This is a genomic window from Mycolicibacterium lutetiense, assembly GCF_017876775.1.
Taxonomy (GTDB): domain Bacteria; phylum Actinomycetota; class Actinomycetes; order Mycobacteriales; family Mycobacteriaceae; genus Mycobacterium; species Mycobacterium lutetiense.
On the sequence record NZ_JAGIOP010000002.1, the window covers coordinates 2,740,542 to 2,758,904 of the forward strand.

Here is an 18,363-nt window from a genome sequence, read left to right on the forward strand (position 1 = left end):
TCGACGTCGCGATCCGCTGCCTGGCCGACAGCGGTGGCGAGCCGGTGTCGGCCAATCGCATCGCCAAAGACGCGGGCGTCACCTGGGGTACGGTGCAGCACCAGTTCGGCGACCTGGACGGCCTGTGGATGGCGGTGATCACCGAAATTCATTCCCGCAGTTGGTCCTCCAACGCCGAGACCCCGCCTCGCAGCGGCCCCCTGCGGGAGCGGGTGGCCACGGCCATCGACTCCGTCTGGTCCTACCTGGACACCACCGAAGGCCGGGCGCTCACGGCACTGCGCACCTCGCTGCCCGCGCGTCGTTCCGATATCGCCGCCGAATATCCGCGGACAGCAGCGGCTTTCGCTGCGCGCGAACTCGACTGGACGCAGGGATTCGACTATCTGATGGACGGGCTGGACATCGACCCGGACCAGCTGTACCGGGTGCGGTGTCTGCTGCCCGCCGCGATCCGGGGCCTGAGCAACGAACGTCAGATCGGCTTCACCTCGGATCTCGACATCGCCCGCGCGACGTTGACCGACGCCGTGGTGGCGTTGTTGTCCCAGCCGAGGTCTTGAGGCAGACCGACACCGGTGCGACGCCAGGTCGGTAGCATCCTGGGCTGTGTCACTGAAGGTGTGGAATGACAATCGGGCGTTGACTCCGCGGATCGTCGTATCACAACAAGACATGGCGGCACGTGGCATGCGACTCCGGTTCGTCACCGAGCAAGTCGATCAACCCACCGACTGGTGCTGCTTCGACGACTCGCGCCACCTGATCTACGTGCACCGCCAGGGAAGCCTGCAGAAGATGGAAACGGCTCTCCAGTGGGAACCATCGAGCCACGCAGTGCCGCGGGTGGGCGACATCTGGGTCGTACCGGCCGGCGAGAGGTGTGCGTCGCTGGTCCACGGTGGCGAGCCCGCGGGATTCTGCGAGATCGCCATTCCCGTGCAGACGGTTGGCGAAGACGCTCACGTGCCACGCGTCAAGAAGCGCGATCCGTTGATCTACCAACTGTCTGAAGGTTTAGCCAAGCTCTTCGGCCGTGAGGATGCTCCGGCTCGGTTGCTCAAGGACTCTCTGGCCGAGTCGCTTCGGCTGCATATCTCCGACACCTGTGCGGTGACCCGGCCCCGCCGCACTTCGGGACGCACTGCACTGGACGCCTCAACCCGGACCATCCTTGTCGAGTACCTAGAGGACGGCCTGGATTCGGAGATCACCGTGGAGACGATGGCCGCACTTGCCGAGATGTCAGTCAGTAGATTCATCAAAGCATTTGCCGCCGCGTTCCATACCACTCCGCATCAGTATCTGCTGGGCCTGCGTATCGAACGCGCGAAGTCGCTGCTCGTGACGACATCGCGATCCATCACCGAAATCAGTTCTGCGGTCGGCTTTTCGAAACCGAACCACTTCGCCACCGCATTCCGGTATCGGGTAGGTGTATCTCCGACCGACTACCGTCGAAACGGCTGAGGCCCTACACACTTCGATCGCGGGCCGAATTGCTCGCGGGTGATCGACCCCCACCGACGGCGGGGGTCGATCACCTGGCCAGGTCGTCACCCCTCGCTGTGGCTCTTTGAATCGCCGGAGGTCCTTGCGCGAGAGCCGTTAGCGGACTTGCGCTTTGCGCCTGGGCCCGCGGCAGTCTTCCTGAGGTCGACCCTGAGCTTCTTGACCGTGGATTTGATGCCGTCGCTGACCCCCTTGTGTAGGTTCGTCCGCTCGGTGTGCGCAACGCCGGATTCGACCTTGCCGCGGCGTACAACCGGACTTTCACGCACCAATGATGGTTCGGTGCTGGTGATCTCGGTCGCAGCCTGCGCTGATTTCAGGTCGGCTTTTTCTCTGGGCGAGCTGACGTCCAGTGCCAGCGTCTTGGCTGCGGCCGACGGCAACGACGCGACATCGGCAGCGGTGGGGGCAGGGGCAGGGGCAGGGGCAGGCGGAGTAATCGCGTCCGCAATCGCCTGAGGAATGTGCACCAGCAGGGCGCTGCCAAGGCCCCACCCGCTGGAGGTGGCGGGGGTGAACGTCAAGAGGCCCCCGATCCTCTTGCCGAACCGGTTGACCTTTCCATTGACGACCACATCGGTGAGATCGGCGGGCGCGTTGACGATCGCGCTGAGTGCAGCCACCGGGTCACCGGCTTCGCCGGCATCAACGACTGCTTGCGCCGACTCGGCCAACTGCTGGACCGCCATCTGCACGGTGGCCAACAGGCCGAAGCCGGTCCGTCCGACGAGTCCGGTATCGAACATTGATTTCTGGACGATCGTGTTGAGTGCGGCTGTCACGTTTGCCGAAATCTGGTAGGGCAGTGAAAGAAGGTCGAGCATCGTGAAGAGGGTGGTCGCCAGCCCACTGAGGGCACTGGCGAACTCAGTCTGGGCTCCGACAATGTCGCCCTGCGAGAGGCGCTCGATGATCACCGGAAGCGATGCCGGCAGAGTGGTGCCGATTCCGGTCCCTTGCTCCGACGTCAACCACTGCACCAGTCCGGTGGAGGTCCTCGTCAATGAGGTACCGATGGTGCTCGCGTACGCGGTTTGATTGGCGATGATCTGCCGCAGCACCGGCATCGGGTCGGCCGCTGCCTTGTCGACGAGCGTCGACAGGCTGGCGTTCGTCGTTCCGAGCACATCTGCCCATCGGGTGATGGGGTTGACGAACGATCCAGCGGAGGCAGTCAACTCGACGCCGGCGGTGGATGAGTACACCGCCGGGACCCTCATGTCAGACGGCGCGGGGGGCGGGCCTACGAGGCTGAGCGCGATGGCGCCGGCAGTGGCCAGGGCTGCGCCGGTCTTCGCGTAGGGCTGCAGGGCGGTGCGCAAGATGATTTCTCCTCTGAATCGACGCCGGCCATGCCGACCGGCGGTGTCGAACGATATGTGTGAGGAGACTGAGAAAACCGGAAAATGTGTAACACGTTCTAGAAATTGGGAATGGAGCGAGCAGGTGACACCGTCACAATAGTTGCCACAGTGGTATGACAGGCAGTTTCGCCATCGAACTCCGCGCTCCGCTCACGATGGTCGTGGCGCGCCAATATCTGCAGCCCAGTCCAGATAATCCCCGTGCAGCTCCGTAAGGCTCTACATCGCCGTCCTGTTGCCGAGGTGCAGCTCAGGTGTTTGCCAGATGGCACGCTCGCGGCCCACGACAATTATTCGTACGTGTTACAGAATGCGTACGCGGTTCGCGCCTCGACTCCCACTCCGGGTGAGATCAATCAGCCGGCGGGCACGCTCGGGTCGGCAGTTCTGACCGGCCCATCCCGCTTCCGCGTCAACGGATAGCAGCACAAACCGATCAGCAGAGCCGACATGTGGCCGATCGCGGTGAAGTTGATATTGCCGACCAGTGCGGCACCGAAGTAGATGAACGCCGCGCCGAGGTACACCCACCGCCATGGCCGCGCCATGCGGTACGCCAGCACAGCCCCCACCCCGGCGAAGAAGTAACTCACCCCGACGTCGCGGACATGGACGAGCCGTTCGGGTGCGAGGTGCTCAAGAATAGCCAGGTACAGCACGCCTTCGCTGATGTAAGTGGCCAGCACATGCGCGGTCAAACCAACTGTCAGCCAACGAATTTGACCCAACCATCGTTCGGCGGGCGCGAGGATGAGGCTGAACAGCACCAGGTACGGCGTCCAGTACCGGCCGTCGATCCAGAACAAGCTGGTGCCGAGCACGTAAAGCGGGTCCGTGCCTAGGTGGTGGATGTTGGTCGAGCTCTGGACCAACAGATCATGGAGCTCCCGCCCATGCATCTGACGCTGGATGATCGTGGTAAACAGCAGTGCCACCAGCCAGGCATAGGTCAGCGGGGCGCTGCGCACATACCTCCACACCGCCGCCGGCCATGACCTCAGGCGCACGCTACTCAGTATGTGCGCGACAGCTGGATACCGGCAGCGATAACGGTGACCGCCGGTGCCAAGAAGGCCCTCGGCGGCACGAGCGGGGCTTCGGACAACAGGGGATCCGAGGATTGATTCATGCGCGGTCACCGCAACTCTCGATCGAGAGTTGCGGCGACTGCGTCATTTCTGTGAACTCTCCCGACCCGCCACATTGGCACCGGACCTCGAGCCGGACCGTGGGATACTCGCTGGATGGGCAGCGCGCAGCAGCACGAGATGACCCGCACTCCGGTCGACGAGTTGTCGGCGTTCGAAGTGGCAACCCGAGATCTGGTGGGCGTGGCGCTGCGCAGCGTGGAACAACTGGAGATCTCACTGCCACAGTTCCGGCTGTTGCTCGTGCTGCAGGAACGTGGGAAGTCGACATCGACGGAATGTGCCCTGGCGCTGGGGGTGGTCGGGTCGACAGTGACGCGGTTGGCCGACCGACTGGACGCATCCGGACATCTGGCCCGCGGTTCCGACCCGAGCAACCGCAGTGTCGTCACGCTGTCGCTGACCGAGCGTGGCCGCAAACTGGTCCGCCAGGTGAACTCCCGGCGTCGACGGGAGCTGAGCAAGGTGCTGGACCGGCTCGATCCGGCCGAGCGGGCGGCGTGCGCGTCGGTATTGCGCAGTTTCCACGACCTGCTCACCGACGATGACGCCGACGATCTGAACCGCCCGATACCGCTGTAGGAATAGCGCCCGTTGCGGGCGATGCACACAATCGGTACATCGCCTATGGGAAATGCCTTGGCCCCCAATGGGTATCAATTTCCACCGACTGGTGCGGCGATTTATCGGGACAAGGCGCCCAATCGGGCATAGTGTCAGGCCACATGGAATCGAACACCGATGACATGGCCCGGTCTGATGGCGACAAGCGCGGCAAACTGTCGAGACGTTCGATGCTGGGGGGCATCGCCGCTACCGGAGTCGGAGTGGCCGCTGCCGGCGCATTCGTCGCCGGATGCGAAGACAACTCTGGAAAGCCCGGCGCCAGCGGAAAAGTCGGCCCTCCCGATTACGGGACCGGCATCAACGAAGGTTTCGACGGCAAGATCGAACTCGACGTTCGTGATTCGACCCCGGACTGGAAGCCGTTCGAGCTCAAGCACGCCCCGGAAGGTGCGCCCAACGTTCTGGTGGTGCTGTTCGACGACACCGGCATGGCTTCGTGGTCGCCGTATGGCGGCCGGATCAACATGCCGACGCTGCAAAAGCTGGCCGACAACGGGCTCACCTATTCGCAGTGGCACACCACAGCGCTGTGCTCGCCCACCCGGTCCTGTCTTCTGACCGGTCGCAATCATCACGTCAACCGGTTCGCGAGCATCACCGAGGGTTCCGACGGCTTCCCGGGCGCGGCCGCCCGGCTACCCGCACAGTGCGCGACGGTGGGTCAGGTGCTGCAGGACAATGGCTACAGCACGTTCTGGGTGGGCAAGAACCACAACGTCCCCGAAGAAGACGTCTCCAGCGGCGGCAGCAAATCGGAGTGGCCGGTGCAGAAGGGATTCGACCGGTTCTACGGGTTCCTCGGCGGTGAAACCAACCAGTGGTATCCCGACCTGTCCGAGGACAACCGGTTCATCGACCAGCCGTACCCGCCGGAACAGGGCTACCACCTGTCGAAAGACCTTGCCGATCAGGCGATTCGGATGCTGCGCGACCAGCGGTCCAGCAACCCGTCCAAGCCCTGGTACATGTGGTTGTGCCCCGGCGCGAACCACGCTCCGCACCACAGCCCCGAGGAGTACTCGGCAAAGTACAAGGGCAAGTTCGACGACGGCTACGAGGCCTACCGGGAATGGGTGCTGGGCCGGATGATCGACAAGGGCATCATGCCCAAGGGCACGGAGCTGACCCCGATCAATCCGCTTCCGGCTGACGTGGCTTCGGAGGCCGACGCGGTGCGGCCGTGGGAATCACTCAACCCCGACGAGAAGAAGTTGTTCAGCCGGATGGCCGAGGTATTCGCCGGATTCTCGGAGTACACCGATGCCCAGGTCGGGCGGGTTGTCGACTATCTGGAGCAGACCGGGCAATTGGACAACACCGTCATCTTCTACTGCGCCGACAACGGTGCGTCCGGTGAGGGCTCACCGAACGGTTCGGTCAACGAAAACAAGTTCTTCAACGGTTACCCGGACGATCTCGCCGAGAACATGCAGATGCTGGACAAGCTCGGCACCCCCGACACCTACAACCACTACCCGACGGGCTGGGCGGTGGCGTTCTCCACGCCGTTCCAGATGTTCAAGCGCTACTCGCAATTCTCGGGCGGCACGTGCGATCCGATGATCATCCACTGGCCCAAAGGCATCAAGGCCAGGGGTGAGGTGCGCCATCAGTACCACCACGCCACTGACATCGTCCCGACCATCCTCGACGTCGCGGGAATCAAGATGCCCGACGAATATCGCGGCATCAAGCAGTACCCGGTCAACGGGGTGTCGATGCGATACAGCTTCGACGGTGCCGATGCCGCCACGACCAAGAAGCGGCAGTACTACGCGATGCTGGGCACCCGAGGTATCTGGCAGGACGGCTGGAAGGCGTCGGCACTGCACGCGCCCATCAGTGGAAAGGGTCATTTCGATCAGGACAAGTGGGAGCTCTTCCACGTCGACGAGGATCGCTCCGAGGCCAAGAACGTGGCCGATAAGAATCCGGAGAAGCTCAAGGAACTGATTGCGGCGTGGGATGAGGAGGCCAGGAACAACTATGTCCTGCCGCTCGACGACCGGACCCCTATCGAACTGATCAGCATCGAGCGTCCCCAGTTCGAACCGCCCCGCACCCGCTACCTCTACTACCCGGACACCGCGCCGGTGCCCGAGGGCGTGGCGGTCAACATCCGCGGCCGGTCCTACAAGATCATCGCCGACGTCGACATGACCAAGGATGCCCAGGGCGTGCTGTTCGCGCACGGTTCACGCTTCGGCGGGCATGCCTTGTTCATCAAGGACAACATGCTGCACTACGTCTACAACTTCCTGGGCATCAAACCAGAGCAGGTGTTCGTCTCCGGTCCGCTGCCAGCCGGCAAGCATGCGTTGGGTATGGAATTCGTGTGGGAGAAGAAGGGTGAACACGGTGAATCCCTGGGAACCACAATCCTTTACGTAGACGGCAAGGAAGCCGCCAAGGGGCCGATGCGGGCCCAGATCGGCAAGTTCACCCTTGCCGGTGACGGACTGTGCGTCGGGTTCGACAGCGGTGACAACGTGTCCTCGCTGTACCAGAACCCGGGCCGGTTCACCGGCGGCACCATCAGGGGTGTCGCGGTCGACGTGAGCGAGGAGAAGTACGCCGACCTCGACCGGGAGGCGCAGGCCGCGTTCGCGACGGACTGAGCGACGGGACGACGGCGACTCTCCGGCCCGACTAGTTTGGTCAGGGAAACCTGACGATAGGAACAGCCGTGGACTCCGACACCATCTGGCGCAATGTCGATGACCAGCGCGGACAGCTCGCCGATCTTCTCGACACCCTCGAACCCCAACAGTGGGCGACGCCGTCACTGTGCGCGGGCTGGACGGTGCGTGAGGTCGCCATCCACATCACGCAGTCCCACGCGAGTATCGGCGAGTTGTTGCCTGCTGCGTTCAAATCGGGCTTCCGGTTCGACGCCATGGTCCGCCGGGCCGCGCTGGAAGATCCCTCCGAGCCATCGGCCATCACGGCCCGGTTGCGCGCCATGGCGGGTTCGCGCAAGCGTCCGCCGATGACCAAGGAGGTCGATCCGCTGCTGGATATCCTGATCCACACCCAGGACATCTGCATTCCGCTCGGGATCGACCAGCCGATGCCCACAGCAGCCGCCGCAGCTGTCGCAGACCGCTTGTGGCACATGAAATTTCCGTTTGCGCCGCAACGGGATCTCCCGGGCTACCGGTTCGTGGCCACCGATGCCGGCTATGCCGTCGGCCCGGAATGGGGTGGGCGGCGCGAGGCGCCGATCCGTGACATCGTGCTGATGTTCTCAAGGCGACGCGACGTTCCCGATTCCGAACCCGAGGCGGAATCCGGGGAAGACTAGCTTTCGTTCTGCACCTCGTGCAGCCGTTTGTACAGGCCATCCTGTGCCATCAACTCTTGATGGTCGCCGCTCTGGGAGATGCGCCCGTCCTCCAGCACCAGGATCCGGTCAGCCACCGCGGCAACGAAATCCAGGTCGTGGCTGATCACCAAGCAGGTGCGCTCACTGGCGTAGCCGCGGATCACCCCGATCAACCGGGCCCGCTCGTCGGCGTCGAGGTTCTCGGTCGGCTCGTCGAGCAGGAGTACCTCCGGCCGGCGCAACAGGCAGCGGGCGAGGGCGATCAGACGTTTCTGCCCTCCTGAGGGGATCTGGACGTCGACGACGGTGCCGTAGCCGTCGGGCATCCTGGTCTCGATGACCGCATGGATATGAGCCTCGATGCATGCCTCTTCGATCTCGGCGTCGGTGGCCTGTTGCCGGGCCAACCGGATGTTCTCCCGGATGGTGTCCTTGGTGAAGAACGGGAACTGGGCGAGCTTGGACACCTGATCCCGCAGCGAGTCGATTGTGACACCGGATATGTCGTTGCCGTCCAACAGGATCCGCCCACCCTGCGGATCCCGGAATCGTAGGAGCAGATTGAAGATCGTCGACTTTCCCGACCCGATTCCGCCGACCAGACCCACCGTCTCACCCTCGGCGATCGAGAATGACAACCCCTCGACGACATTCCGACCGGGCGTGTAGCCGAACGTCACGTCCTCGAAAACCACGTTGCCGTGTACCTCGCCCAGCGCCACGGCATCCTCGGCTTCGCGTACCGAGGGCTTCGTGTCGAGCAGTTCGTAGGTGGACGTCACATTCGGCGCCAGGGCCTTGTATGTGGTGTAGGCCCCGAGAACCCGTTGTGCGGCGCTGAACATCACCGGAACCACGCCGGCGAACACCAGCAGGCCGGCGAATGTCAGCCCGAAGTGCCCACTGAGCCCCACACCGACCAGTAGGACGATGACAGTGCTGAGCGCGACGAAGATCTGTGAGCCGTTGACGGTGGCCTGCATCCACACCACCGAGGCTGCCGATCCCTTGGCGGCCTCCTCCGAGACGGCATGAAATCGCTCGCTCCGGAGCGGTTGCGCGTTGAACGTCTGGATCTCGGCGATCCCGCTGATCGTCTGCTCAACCTCGGCGGCCATCGCCCGCTCAGCATTCATCACCCGGTGCATCACCGCCTGCACGTGGCGGCCGGCGAATCTCAGGCTGAGCAGCGCCAGTGGCGTGAGCACCAGCGCGGCCACGGTCATCTGCCACGAGATGGCCAGCAGGTAGCTGATCACCACCACCAGCACTACCGCGTCGATCAGCGGTGGCAGCAGGCAGTCGGTCAGAAGCCGTTGCACACCAGTGGATTCCGTCATCACCCGATGCATCAGCTCGCCGCTGCGTGAGGCCAAGAAGAAGTCCAGGGACAGCGACTGCAGGTGGTCGTGTACGCGCTGGCGGATATCGACCACCAGCACCCGCTCGACCCTCGCGCCGATCCAGGCGTTGGCGAAGTACATGAGTTGGGTCAGCACCAGCGAGGACGCCCAGACCACCAACAGCACGACGAACGGCACCGGACCGGCCAGTGATTTGAGCAGTCCGTCCTCCCGGGCCACCAGCGGACCGCTCAAATCCCATACATTGCTGAGGCTTCCGCTGTTCCCGGCGTCGGCGATGACCTGGACCATCGGCCCGAAGGCGGCCACGGTGACATAGGGCAGCGCCGAGGCGATCCCGCCGATCACCAGCAGCAGGGTCAGCACGCCCCGGACCGCGCGCAGCATGCCCAGACTGCGCCAAACCATGTGCAGCGACGACGCCACGTCGGCCACGCGCACCCCCTCTGTCCCGCGAAGGCTAACCTGCCGGGTCGTTGCTGTCGCGCGGACCATCGGACGGCGCCGGTGCACCGTCATCCTCGAAGAAATGCCCGATCGCGGCGAGCCCGCCGTGCCGACGAGCCTGGTAGGCCCAGATCGCCGCGACGACCGGCAACGGGCCGAACGCCACCCACCACCGCGCCGCGGGCGTGGCGAATTCGGCGATCACCTGTGCGCTCGGCCGACCGTCGACGTACGCGGGCAACCACTCGTGCAACAGAATGGTCAGCATTCGGGTCGCCTCGAAGGGGCCGAAGGCGGTGGCCAGCACCCAGGACAGTGCGGCGATCAGCAGCGCCCACGGCCATGCCAGCAGCAGAGACTGATCGTCGACGATATGGGCGGCCGAGCGGATCGATTCCACGATGAATGCACAGCCCAACGCCACCAGCAACACACCGATCTGGGCGGCCAGCAGATCATCGATCACCGAGTTGGCCAGCTCGTCATCCGTTCTGGTGGGCAGCCCGGCCGCCAACGACAACAGGCCGGTCAACAGCGCCAACAGCATCAGCGCCGACGTGGCGTCGTTGATGCGGATGAAGGAAGCCGTCAGCACACCCATCACCAGCTTCGACGAAGCGGCCGGCCGGGTTCGGTACAGGATCATCACCACCAGCCCGGACAGGACGATCGAGATCAACCAGGTGACCACGGCCGCGCAGATGAGGACCAGGGCCAACGAGGCGATCAGCGGCACCAGCTGCGAATTCTCGGCCTGGCTGTTGCGCACCACGAGTAGAGGGACCGCGCCGATGGCGCACACACCCAGCACCCGGACCAGGATGGGGAGAGTGAATCCCGCGATATCGCCGGGATCCAGGTCGGGATCACTCCGCCGGATCGCGGCAATCTCGGCGCTCATCACCGATCGTGCCCGGCGGAAAGACATTCTGCGCGCCACGGTGCGAATCTAAGCCGCGTGCGCAGCCCAGATCATGGGACACGCTGGGCGCACATCGGGCTCAGCGGAGGTACAGCTCGCCGCCGGTCGGGTAGCCGCCACCTTTGGTGGTCAGGTGGACGTGGTCGTAATGGCCGTAGCCGCCGGATTGTGACCCGCCGGGCGTGTAATAGGTGCCCCGCCAGATGGCGTCCTGCAGGGCGAACCGGTCGGCGTTCTTCAGCGCATAGGCGACGATCCGATTACCGAGCGCGATGCCCGCCGCGCTGGTGGGGTTGGGGATCATCACGTCAAGGGCCAGGCCGTTGGGGTGCCAGCGCAGCGCGTCGGGACGAACGCCGCCGATGTTATGTATCTCGGGGAAGTCAGCATGGACGCTGCGGGCGGCCAGGATGGTCTTGACCTGCAGACCCCGCTCCGGTGCGATGCCTATGGGCAGCAGCTGGGGAATGTTGATGACGCGCCAACGCGAGGCGGCGGCGGCCGGCGCCTGCGCGGCGCTCAGCGAGACGGTCTGTACGGACGGAGCCGACGCGGAAGCGGCCGGTGCGGCCACGATCTCCATGCAGCAGGGTGCCGCTTCGGTGGCGGCGACGGGTGTGGCGGCGGGCTCATTGGGATACGGATTGGCGTCACCACCGCTGACGAAGAACGCAGCGACGGGCGCAAGGATTGCAGCCGCTACCGCCGGGAGTTTGCGCTGGCGGGGACTGGCTAATACAGGTCGGCCCACACGGGCACCATACGGGCACTTCTGCGGCAACGCAGCAACCCCTGCTCCGATCTACGAGTTTCCTCAGAAACGTGTCAAGCATATCGACGGCGTGTTTTCGCAGGTCATTGGTCACAAATCGGTCACAAGAATAAGGGAACCCTAAAGGTTGAAACAGTCCCCCTCGTCCGCATTTGCTGGCTAATGTGCTGCCCAGATTGACGCCGACGTTGATTAGGAGACTGACCTGCGCAGGCCCGACACGCTGGATGCGACCGCCCGCTCAAAAATCATCGAGCTTCTCCAGGACAGCATCGCCTCGACGATCACCCTCGAAACGCTCGCACAACAAGCGAACATGCCCGTGGCCGTGTTCATCACCGCGTTCCGCGCGGCGTTCCACACCACCCCGTATCAGTACCTGCTGGACCTACGCTACGAACACGCCAAGGCCCTACTCAAGGAGTCCTCGCACACCATCGCCGAAATCGGTGCGATGGTCGGATTCTCGAGGCCGAGCCATTTCTCCACCGCCTTCCGGCGCCGCGCCGGAATGTCACCCCGCGCCTACCGCAACCGCCGCTGAACGCACGGCCACTACGGCGCCGTCATCACCGCGGTGAAAGTCATCCGGTCGCCCCGGTACAGCGAACGCCGCTGCTCGATCGGGATCCCGTTCTGGTCATAGGACACCCGGTTGAGCAGAAACATCGGCGTCCGACTGTCGACGGTGAGCAACGCCGATTCGCGCGAGTCGGGAAGCGCCGTGTCGATGGTGTCGACGGTCCGTGCGAAATGGACTCCACGGCTGCGGATCTCGGCATAGAGCGAGTCACGATAGTCGAAGACATCCCGCAGTCCCGGGTATCGCGCCGCGGGTAGTTTGGTGGTCTCCAGACCCACCCGGATGCCGTCGGTGGTCAGGACGCGTTCCAATTGAATTATGGGAGCACCGATTTCGATGGCGAGTTGACCGGCCAGAATGTCATCGGCAACCAGATCGCTCCAGCCGACCAGGATGCGCCCACCACTGCGGCCCTGCTCCTTGACCGCCTCGGTGTAAGACCCCATCGACAGGGGCTGCAAGATCTTGGGCCGCGCGACCACGGTGGTACGGCCGCGGCGTTCGATCCGACCGGCCAACAACAACTCTCGCAAAGCCTGTCGGACCGTCTCACGGGCGACGTCGAATCGTTCCGCAATCTCCCGCTCCGCCGGGAAGGGGTCATCGACCGCCAGGTCATCGAGCAGACGCTCCAGTTGCGCACGAACGACCTGATGCTTGAGAACCCGTGGTTCTGCGCTCGCGGACACCCGCTCACCGTAGCAAGTCTTGGTATAGACCAAGGCTTGCCCTGTTGTTAACCTCCTCGCCAACTCGGATGCACCCGTTGGTATAGACCAACGCACAGGGTGTGGGGCATGGCAATCGTCCGCCTCCGCAGGCGCCCCGCCAGCCAAACACCCTCGCCCCGAAAGGCTCTGCGCGCCATGATGTTCCGCACGCCCAACAACGCAGTCCGGATCGCTGCCGTGGTCGCCGCCAGCGCCGCGCTCACCTTGTCCGGCTGTTCGAGCTCCGAGGGCTCCGACGCCAAGACCGCCCAGGGCTTCCCCGAAACCCTCACCCTCGCGGCGATCCCTGCCGAGAACTCCACCGACCTCAAGGCCAGCTACCAGCCGCTGATCAAGCTGCTGGAAAAGGAGACCGGCGCCAAGGTCAAGTTCGTGCAGGCCTCCGACTACGCCGGCGTGGTCGAGGGCATCATCGCCGACAACGTCGACCTTGCCTTCTTCGGCCCGTTCGCCTACGTGGTGGCCGGCGTCAACGGAGCCAAAGTCACCCCGGTCGGCGCGGTGATCCAGGAGCAGGGCGCCGCGCCCGGATATCAGTCCTACGGTCTGGCCCGCGCAGACGAGGCGGACATCAACGGTCTCAAGGACTTTGCCGGCAAGAAAGTCTGCTTCGTAGACCCCAGCTCGACCTCGGGATTCCTCTATCCGACCGCCGGGCTGATCGAGGCCGGGGTGATCAAATCCGGAGCCGAGGGTGATCTGTCCACGGCGATGTCACCGATCTACGCCGGTGGTCACGATTCCTCGGCCCTGGCGATCGCCAACGGCGACTGCGACGCCGGCTTCGCGTTCGACACCATGGTCGACCAGACCATGATCGCCAAGGGCGACCTCGAACCCGGTGAGCTCAAGACGGTCTGGAAGTCCGAGAAGATCGCCGGGTCGGTGTTCGCCGCCAACGATTCGCTGGGCAGCGAGGCCATCGGTAAGCTCGAGTCCCTCTTTGCCGACAAGGTCAACGTGCCCAACCTTGAGGCGGAAGGCCTCTGCCAGGGCGACGCGTGCCGGATCACCGACGAACGCGCCTGGGGGTTCGTGCCGGTCGAGGATTCGGACTACTCCGGCGTGCGCCACGTCTGCGACGTCACCGGCTCCGAGAAGTGCAAGGGCTGAAACCCATGAGCACAGGCGGACCCCACCATCCCGTCGCGGGCGACGATCTCGTCGTCATCGCCCAGGACGTCACCAAACGATTCGGCGACACCCTGGCCCTGGACCAGGTCAGCCTGGAAGTCCGGCGCAGCGAGATGCTGGTGCTGCTCGGCCTTTCCGGCTCGGGCAAGTCCACCCTGCTGCGCTGCCTCAACGGCCTGCATCAGGTCACCTCCGGCAGTGTCGAGGTCGGCGGCACTCACGTCGATACGGCTTCGGCCGCACAATTGCGCGCGCTGCGCCGCAATGTGGGGTTCGTGTTCCAGCATTTCAATCTGGTCGGGCGGTTGAGCTGCCTGGAGAACGTCCTGATCGGCGGCCTCGGCCAACTGCGGCTGCCGCGGTACGGCGCACTGACCTACCCCAAGGCGATGCGCGCCGAAGCCCTCACCTACCTGGATCGGGTCGGCCTGGCCGACTACGCCGACCGCCGCGCCGACACCCTCTCCGGCGGCCAACAACAACGCGTCGCGATCGCCCGCACCCTGATGCAGAAGCCCGGCCTGCTGCTGGCCGATGAACCCGTCGCCTCACTCGATCCCGAAAATGCCGGTGTGGTCATGGATCTGCTGTTCCGGGTCTGCATCGAGGAGAAGCTGACCGTGGTGTGCACCCTGCACCAGGTGGACCTCGCGCTCGGCTGGGCGCACCGCTTGGTCGGGCTGCGTCACGGCCAGAAGATCCTCGACCGGCCCGCCGTCGGCATGACCCGCGACGACGTCATGGAGATCTATCAACGCGTCGACCCCGCCCGTTCGGCGGTCCGCCCGTCGTGAGCACCGACCTGACCGAACGCCCGGCACCGGCCGCGCCGCCGGCACCCCCGCGCCGGCCGCTGCCCGGCCTCCTGCACCTGGTCACGGTGGCCGCACTGCTGGCCACCCTCGTCGCGGCCTGGTCGATCGACTTCGCTCCCGCGACACTGCTGAACGGGCTCGACGACGTGATCGCGTTGCTGCACCGCATGATCCCGCCACGACTGGACGATCCGGGGCGAATCGGCGGACTGGCGGTCGAGACCCTGTTGATGGCCGTGCTGGGAACAGTGCTCGCCGCGGTCGCCTCAGTGCCGCTGGCCTTCCTGGCCGCCCGCAACACCACCCCGCATCCGGCCGTGCAGGCCGTGGCCCGGGCGATCATCACCTTCTGCCGCGCCATGCCGGACCTGCTGTTCGCCGTGCTGTTCGTCCGGGCCCTCGGAATCGGTGTGCTCCCCGGCATTCTCGCGTTGGCCCTGCACTCGATCGGCATGCTCGGCAAAGTATTCGCCGATGCCATCGAGCAGACCGACCCGGGCCCGCGCGAGGCGGTCCGCTCCACGGGCGTCGGCTACTACCGCGAGATGCTCAACGCCGTCGTCCCCCAGGTCGTCCCGTCCTGGGTCTCCACCTTCATCTACCGCATCGACATCAACCTTCGAATGTCGGTGGTGCTGGGCTTCGTCGGCGCCGGCGGCATCGGCTTCGCGTTGCAGGATGCGTTGCGGGGGTTGATCTATCCACGGGCCCTCGGCATCGCCTGCGTCATCCTCGCGATCATCGCCGCGATGGAACTGCTGTCCATCGTGATCCGGCGGATGCTCCTCGATTCTGCTGTGTCGAACCCGGCCCTCGAGCGCGCCGCCCGGTTCGTGTTCGGCGGCGCACTGGTCGGTGTCTGTGTGACGGCCCTGGTGGTGTTGAAGATCAGCCCGCTCTCCCTGGTCACCTGGGTGGGGCCGGCCCTCGAGGTGTTCGCCCGGATGATCCCGCCCAACTTCTCCGCACTGGGCGGTGAGTTGTTCGCGGCCGCAGGACAAACCGTCGCGATCGGTGTGGTGTCCACCGCCATCGGCGTGGTGTTGTCGATCCCGGTCGGAATCCTGGCCGCGCGCAACGTCACACCCCACCCGGCGGTCTACTGGTTGGCTCGGGCCTGGATTCTGCTGGTCCGGGCGGTACCCGAGCTGATCCTGGCCGTGGTGTTCGTCGCGGCATTGGGGCTCGGCCCGATCGCCGGTACCTGCGCGCTGGCCATCGGCTCCATCGGATTCCTGGCCAAACTGGTCGCCGATGCGGTCGAGGAGATCGATCCGGGACCGCTGGATGCCGTGCGATCGGTGGGCGGCGGGTGGTGGAAGACCCTGTTCTCCGCGGTGATTCCGCAAGCCATGCCGGCGATGGTCGGGTCCAGCCTGTACCAGTTCGACGTGAATGTGCGTACCTCGACAGTCCTGGGCATCGTCGGTGCGGGCGGCGTCGGCTTCCTGCTATTCGAGTCGATTCGCACGCTCAACTTCGACGTCGCCGGTGCCATCGTCCTCGTCATCTTCGTCATCGTCTACGCCATCGAAAGGTTGTCCGGATGGATCCGATCCCGCCTCGTGTGACCGTGGCCGCGGTGTGGACCGGCTCGGGTGTCGATGTGCGGACGGTGCCGATCCCCGAACTCGGCGCGGGTGAGGTCCTGGTCCGGGTGCGGTTGGCCACCGTATGCGGCAGTGACCTACACACCGTCACCGGCCGGCGTCCCGCCGCCTGCCCCTCGGTCCTCGGCCATGAGGCCGTCGGCGAGGTCGTCAGTGTCGGTACCGGTACGAATGTCCTAGTGGGCCAACGCATCATCTGGTCGGTGACGGTGGTCTGCGGAACCTGTAGCCGCTGCCGATCCGGTCTCAGCGCCAAGTGTCTGTCGGTGCGCAAGGTGGGCCACGAGTCGTTCGACAGCGACTGGCCGCTGTCGGGCTCCTATGCCGCACACCTGGTTCTGCCTCGCGGCACCACCATCGCCGTGGTTCCCGACTCGCTGCCCGACGCGGTCGCCGCACCCGCCGCGTGCGCGACGGCGACGGTGATGGCCACCCTGGAAGCCGCCGGCGAACTGGCCGGCCGGCGGGTACTCATCGGCGGAGCAGGCATGTTGGGGCTGACCGCGGTTGCGGCATGCGCCGACGCGGGTGCCGACGTGCAGGTGGTCGACCTCGACTCCGACCGCACGGCGCTGGCGTCGCGGTTCGGTGGCCGGGCCTCCGATGGTGGGCCGGTCGACGTGGCGATCGACTACACCGGTTCGAGCATCGCAGTCGCGGATGCGTTGGGGCGCCTCGACATCGGCGGCACCCTGGTGCTGGCCGGATCGGTGACTCCAGGGCCGCCGTTGACGGTGGATCCGGAAACCGTTGTACGGCAATGGCTGACCATCACCGGCGTGCACAATTACGAACCCCGGCACCTGCACCGGGCCGTCGGCTTCCTCGACCGCACCCGCGACCGTCATCCGTGGGACACGCTCGTCGTCCCCGCAGTCCCGCTCACGCAGATCGCGTCGGCACTCACCCCACCGCCGCCCGGCAAGTTACGGACTGCGGTCTGCCCCTGACCCACGGCCAGGCGGCCCAGGCTGCCAGGCTGCCCAATGTCACGCTGGAGTGGCGCTCGGCTACGAGCGCCACTCCAGCGCGACAATGCAAGGTATAGCGAGGTATAGCGGGCGGACGATCCAGACGAGAACTCAGCCCTCGAAGATGCGGATCCAGTCGATCAGCATCTCGGCCGGGTAGCTGCCACCGCTCGGATCGCGGCCACCGGAGCCACCGACGGCGATGTTGAACACCGGCACCATGGTGTAGCCCGGATCATTGAAAGGCCAGTCCTCCAACGAGTTTGCCGGAACCGTGAAGAAGGGTTCCATGCCCGGGGCATAGTCCTTCCAGAAGTACATGCCCGTCGGCATCCATGACATCCGCCAGGTGTGCCAGGCGCCGTCGATCGGGTGCCGATCGGTGGCGAAGGACTCACCATCGAGACGGGCGTGCACCGTGGTGCCCGACGGCCAGTCCCGGTTGCCGTACCACTCCACCAGGTCAACCTCGCCACCGCGGACGGGATCGTCGTTGAGGAGCCAGAACGCGGGCCAGGCGCCGTCGGTCAGGCAGTTGAGCTTGACCCGGGCCTCCCACGTCGTACCGATGCCACCGCGCCAGTTTCCGACCACCTTGGCGCCGGCGTACTTCTCCTGGACGGTGGTGCCCGGGCCGCGGGTTGCGCGGATCACCAGGTTGCCCTTGCCGTCCTGGAAGGCATGGTCGGTGTCGGTGACGTAGCGGCCCATGTTGAACGGCTTGTCCCACTCGACCGGGTTCTTGATGGTCTCGCGCTCGGGCACCAGGTGCCACCACGTGGGGTCCGGCGGGGACCCGGCCGGACCGTTGAACTCATCCTGGAACAGGAACGTGGGTGACGCCGCGGTAGCGGCCGGCGGAGTGGGAGCTCCGGGCGCGGCGGGGCCAGGTGCGGCCGGGTCGGCGTTGGCCGTCCCGGCAGGCAGCGCTGCCGCTGCCACCCCCAGACCCATCATGAACATCACGCTACGACGATCCATCTCAGGCACAGCAGAACCTTAACCGAACTCTTACCGAGATATCCGACCCCTGCCCAA

17 protein-coding genes are annotated in these 18,363 nt (G+C 65.2%); 10 read left to right on the plus strand and 7 right to left on the minus strand.

All coding sequences use genetic code 11. The features are described from left to right. The first annotated feature begins 44 nt into the window (after positions 1-44). Together JOF57_RS22485 and JOF57_RS22490 are read left to right on the plus strand one after the other, a co-directional pair. Positions 45-563: a TetR/AcrR family transcriptional regulator gene (locus JOF57_RS22485; protein ID WP_307870075.1), complete on the plus strand. Its 519-nt coding sequence runs from the start codon at positions 45-47 to the stop codon at positions 561-563. A 46-nt stretch (positions 564-609) separates the two neighbouring features. Next, entirely contained in the window at positions 610-1,470 is an 861-nt protein-coding gene (locus JOF57_RS22490) for an AraC family transcriptional regulator (RefSeq protein ID WP_307870076.1), read from the plus strand. An 86-nt stretch (positions 1,471-1,556) separates the two neighbouring features. Here the strand turns inward: JOF57_RS22490 and JOF57_RS22495 are convergent, their stop codons facing one another. Both JOF57_RS22495 and JOF57_RS22500 read right to left on the minus strand, forming a co-directional pair. Then, positions 1,557-2,834, minus strand: coding sequence for a hypothetical protein (locus JOF57_RS22495; RefSeq protein WP_209920172.1), 1,278 nt, complete (start codon positions 2,832-2,834; stop codon positions 1,557-1,559). A gap of 398 nt (positions 2,835-3,232) precedes the next feature. Next, a complete protein-coding gene (locus tag JOF57_RS22500; protein WP_234938814.1) occupies positions 3,233-3,877 on the minus strand; it encodes a rhomboid-like protein in 645 nt (214 codons plus the stop codon). Positions 3,878-4,120: 243 nt separating this feature from the next. Here JOF57_RS22500 and JOF57_RS22505 point away from each other — a divergent pair, with 243 nt between their 5' ends. The 3 genes from JOF57_RS22505 (at position 4,121) to JOF57_RS22515 (ending at position 7,955) form a co-directional block, all read left to right on the plus strand. After that, a complete protein-coding gene (locus JOF57_RS22505; protein ID WP_209920178.1) occupies positions 4,121-4,606 on the plus strand; it encodes a MarR family winged helix-turn-helix transcriptional regulator in 486 nt (161 codons plus the stop codon). Between the two features lie 143 nt (positions 4,607-4,749). Beyond that, the gene (locus JOF57_RS22510; protein ID WP_209920181.1) at positions 4,750-7,269 is read left to right on the plus strand and encodes an arylsulfatase; all 2,520 of its coding nucleotides are present in this window, start codon (positions 4,750-4,752) and stop codon (positions 7,267-7,269) included. 68 nt (positions 7,270-7,337) lie between these two features. After that, positions 7,338-7,955, plus strand: coding sequence for a maleylpyruvate isomerase family mycothiol-dependent enzyme (locus JOF57_RS22515; protein ID WP_209920182.1), 618 nt, complete (start codon positions 7,338-7,340; stop codon positions 7,953-7,955). Here the strand turns inward: JOF57_RS22515 and JOF57_RS22520 are convergent. The 3 genes from JOF57_RS22520 to JOF57_RS22530 form a co-directional block, all read right to left on the minus strand. After that, positions 7,952-9,775: an ABC transporter ATP-binding protein gene (locus JOF57_RS22520; protein WP_307870077.1), complete on the minus strand. Its 1,824-nt coding sequence runs from the start codon at positions 9,773-9,775 to the stop codon at positions 7,952-7,954. The two genes, JOF57_RS22515 and JOF57_RS22520, sit on opposite strands and share 4 nt — an antisense overlap. 25 nt (positions 9,776-9,800) lie before the next feature. Further along, positions 9,801-10,688 (minus strand): hypothetical protein, encoded by an 888-nt coding sequence (locus JOF57_RS22525; RefSeq protein ID WP_234938218.1) that lies wholly within the window; start codon positions 10,686-10,688, stop codon positions 9,801-9,803. A 100-nt stretch (positions 10,689-10,788) separates the two neighbouring features. Further along, positions 10,789-11,460: a VldE C-terminal domain-containing protein gene (locus JOF57_RS22530; protein WP_209920184.1), complete on the minus strand. Its 672-nt coding sequence runs from the start codon at positions 11,458-11,460 to the stop codon at positions 10,789-10,791. Positions 11,461-11,764: 304 nt separating this feature from the next. On the opposite strand from JOF57_RS22530, the gene JOF57_RS22535 reads away from it, so the two are divergent. Continuing rightward, on the plus strand, positions 11,765-12,025 hold the full coding sequence (locus JOF57_RS22535) for a helix-turn-helix transcriptional regulator (protein WP_307870137.1): 261 nt from the start codon (positions 11,765-11,767) through the stop codon (positions 12,023-12,025). 11 nt (positions 12,026-12,036) lie between these two features. Here the strand turns inward: JOF57_RS22535 and JOF57_RS22540 are convergent, their stop codons facing one another. Next, positions 12,037-12,753 carry a GntR family transcriptional regulator gene (locus JOF57_RS22540; protein WP_209920186.1) on the minus strand — a complete coding sequence of 239 codons (717 nt, stop codon included), beginning with the start codon at positions 12,751-12,753 and terminating at the stop codon, positions 12,037-12,039. 180 nt (positions 12,754-12,933) lie between these two features. On the opposite strand from JOF57_RS22540, the gene JOF57_RS22545 reads away from it, so the two are divergent. The 4 genes from JOF57_RS22545 to JOF57_RS22560 are packed head-to-tail and all read left to right on the plus strand — an operon-like array spanning position 12,934 to position 17,304. Beyond that, positions 12,934-13,908: a phosphate/phosphite/phosphonate ABC transporter substrate-binding protein gene (locus tag JOF57_RS22545; RefSeq protein ID WP_407666644.1), complete on the plus strand. Its 975-nt coding sequence runs from the start codon at positions 12,934-12,936 to the stop codon at positions 13,906-13,908. A gap of 5 nt (positions 13,909-13,913) precedes the next feature. Then, positions 13,914-14,723, plus strand: coding sequence for a phosphonate ABC transporter ATP-binding protein (phnC, locus tag JOF57_RS22550; protein WP_209920187.1), 810 nt, complete (start codon positions 13,914-13,916; stop codon positions 14,721-14,723). After that, positions 14,720-16,315 carry a phosphonate ABC transporter, permease protein PhnE gene (gene phnE / locus JOF57_RS22555; protein WP_209920189.1) on the plus strand — a complete coding sequence of 532 codons (1,596 nt, stop codon included), beginning with the start codon at positions 14,720-14,722 and terminating at the stop codon, positions 16,313-16,315. The genes phnC and phnE overlap by 4 nt, the downstream gene beginning before the upstream one ends. Then, on the plus strand, positions 16,291-17,304 hold the full coding sequence (locus JOF57_RS22560; RefSeq protein ID WP_209920191.1) for a zinc-binding dehydrogenase: 1,014 nt from the start codon (positions 16,291-16,293) through the stop codon (positions 17,302-17,304). Before phnE ends, JOF57_RS22560 begins: the two co-directional genes overlap by 25 nt. 132 nt (positions 17,305-17,436) lie before the next feature. Here the strand turns inward: JOF57_RS22560 and JOF57_RS22565 are convergent, their stop codons facing one another. After that, on the minus strand, positions 17,437-18,306 hold the full coding sequence (locus JOF57_RS22565; protein WP_209923637.1) for a glycoside hydrolase family 16 protein: 870 nt from the start codon (positions 18,304-18,306) through the stop codon (positions 17,437-17,439). Between the last annotated feature and the right edge of the window lie 57 nt (positions 18,307-18,363).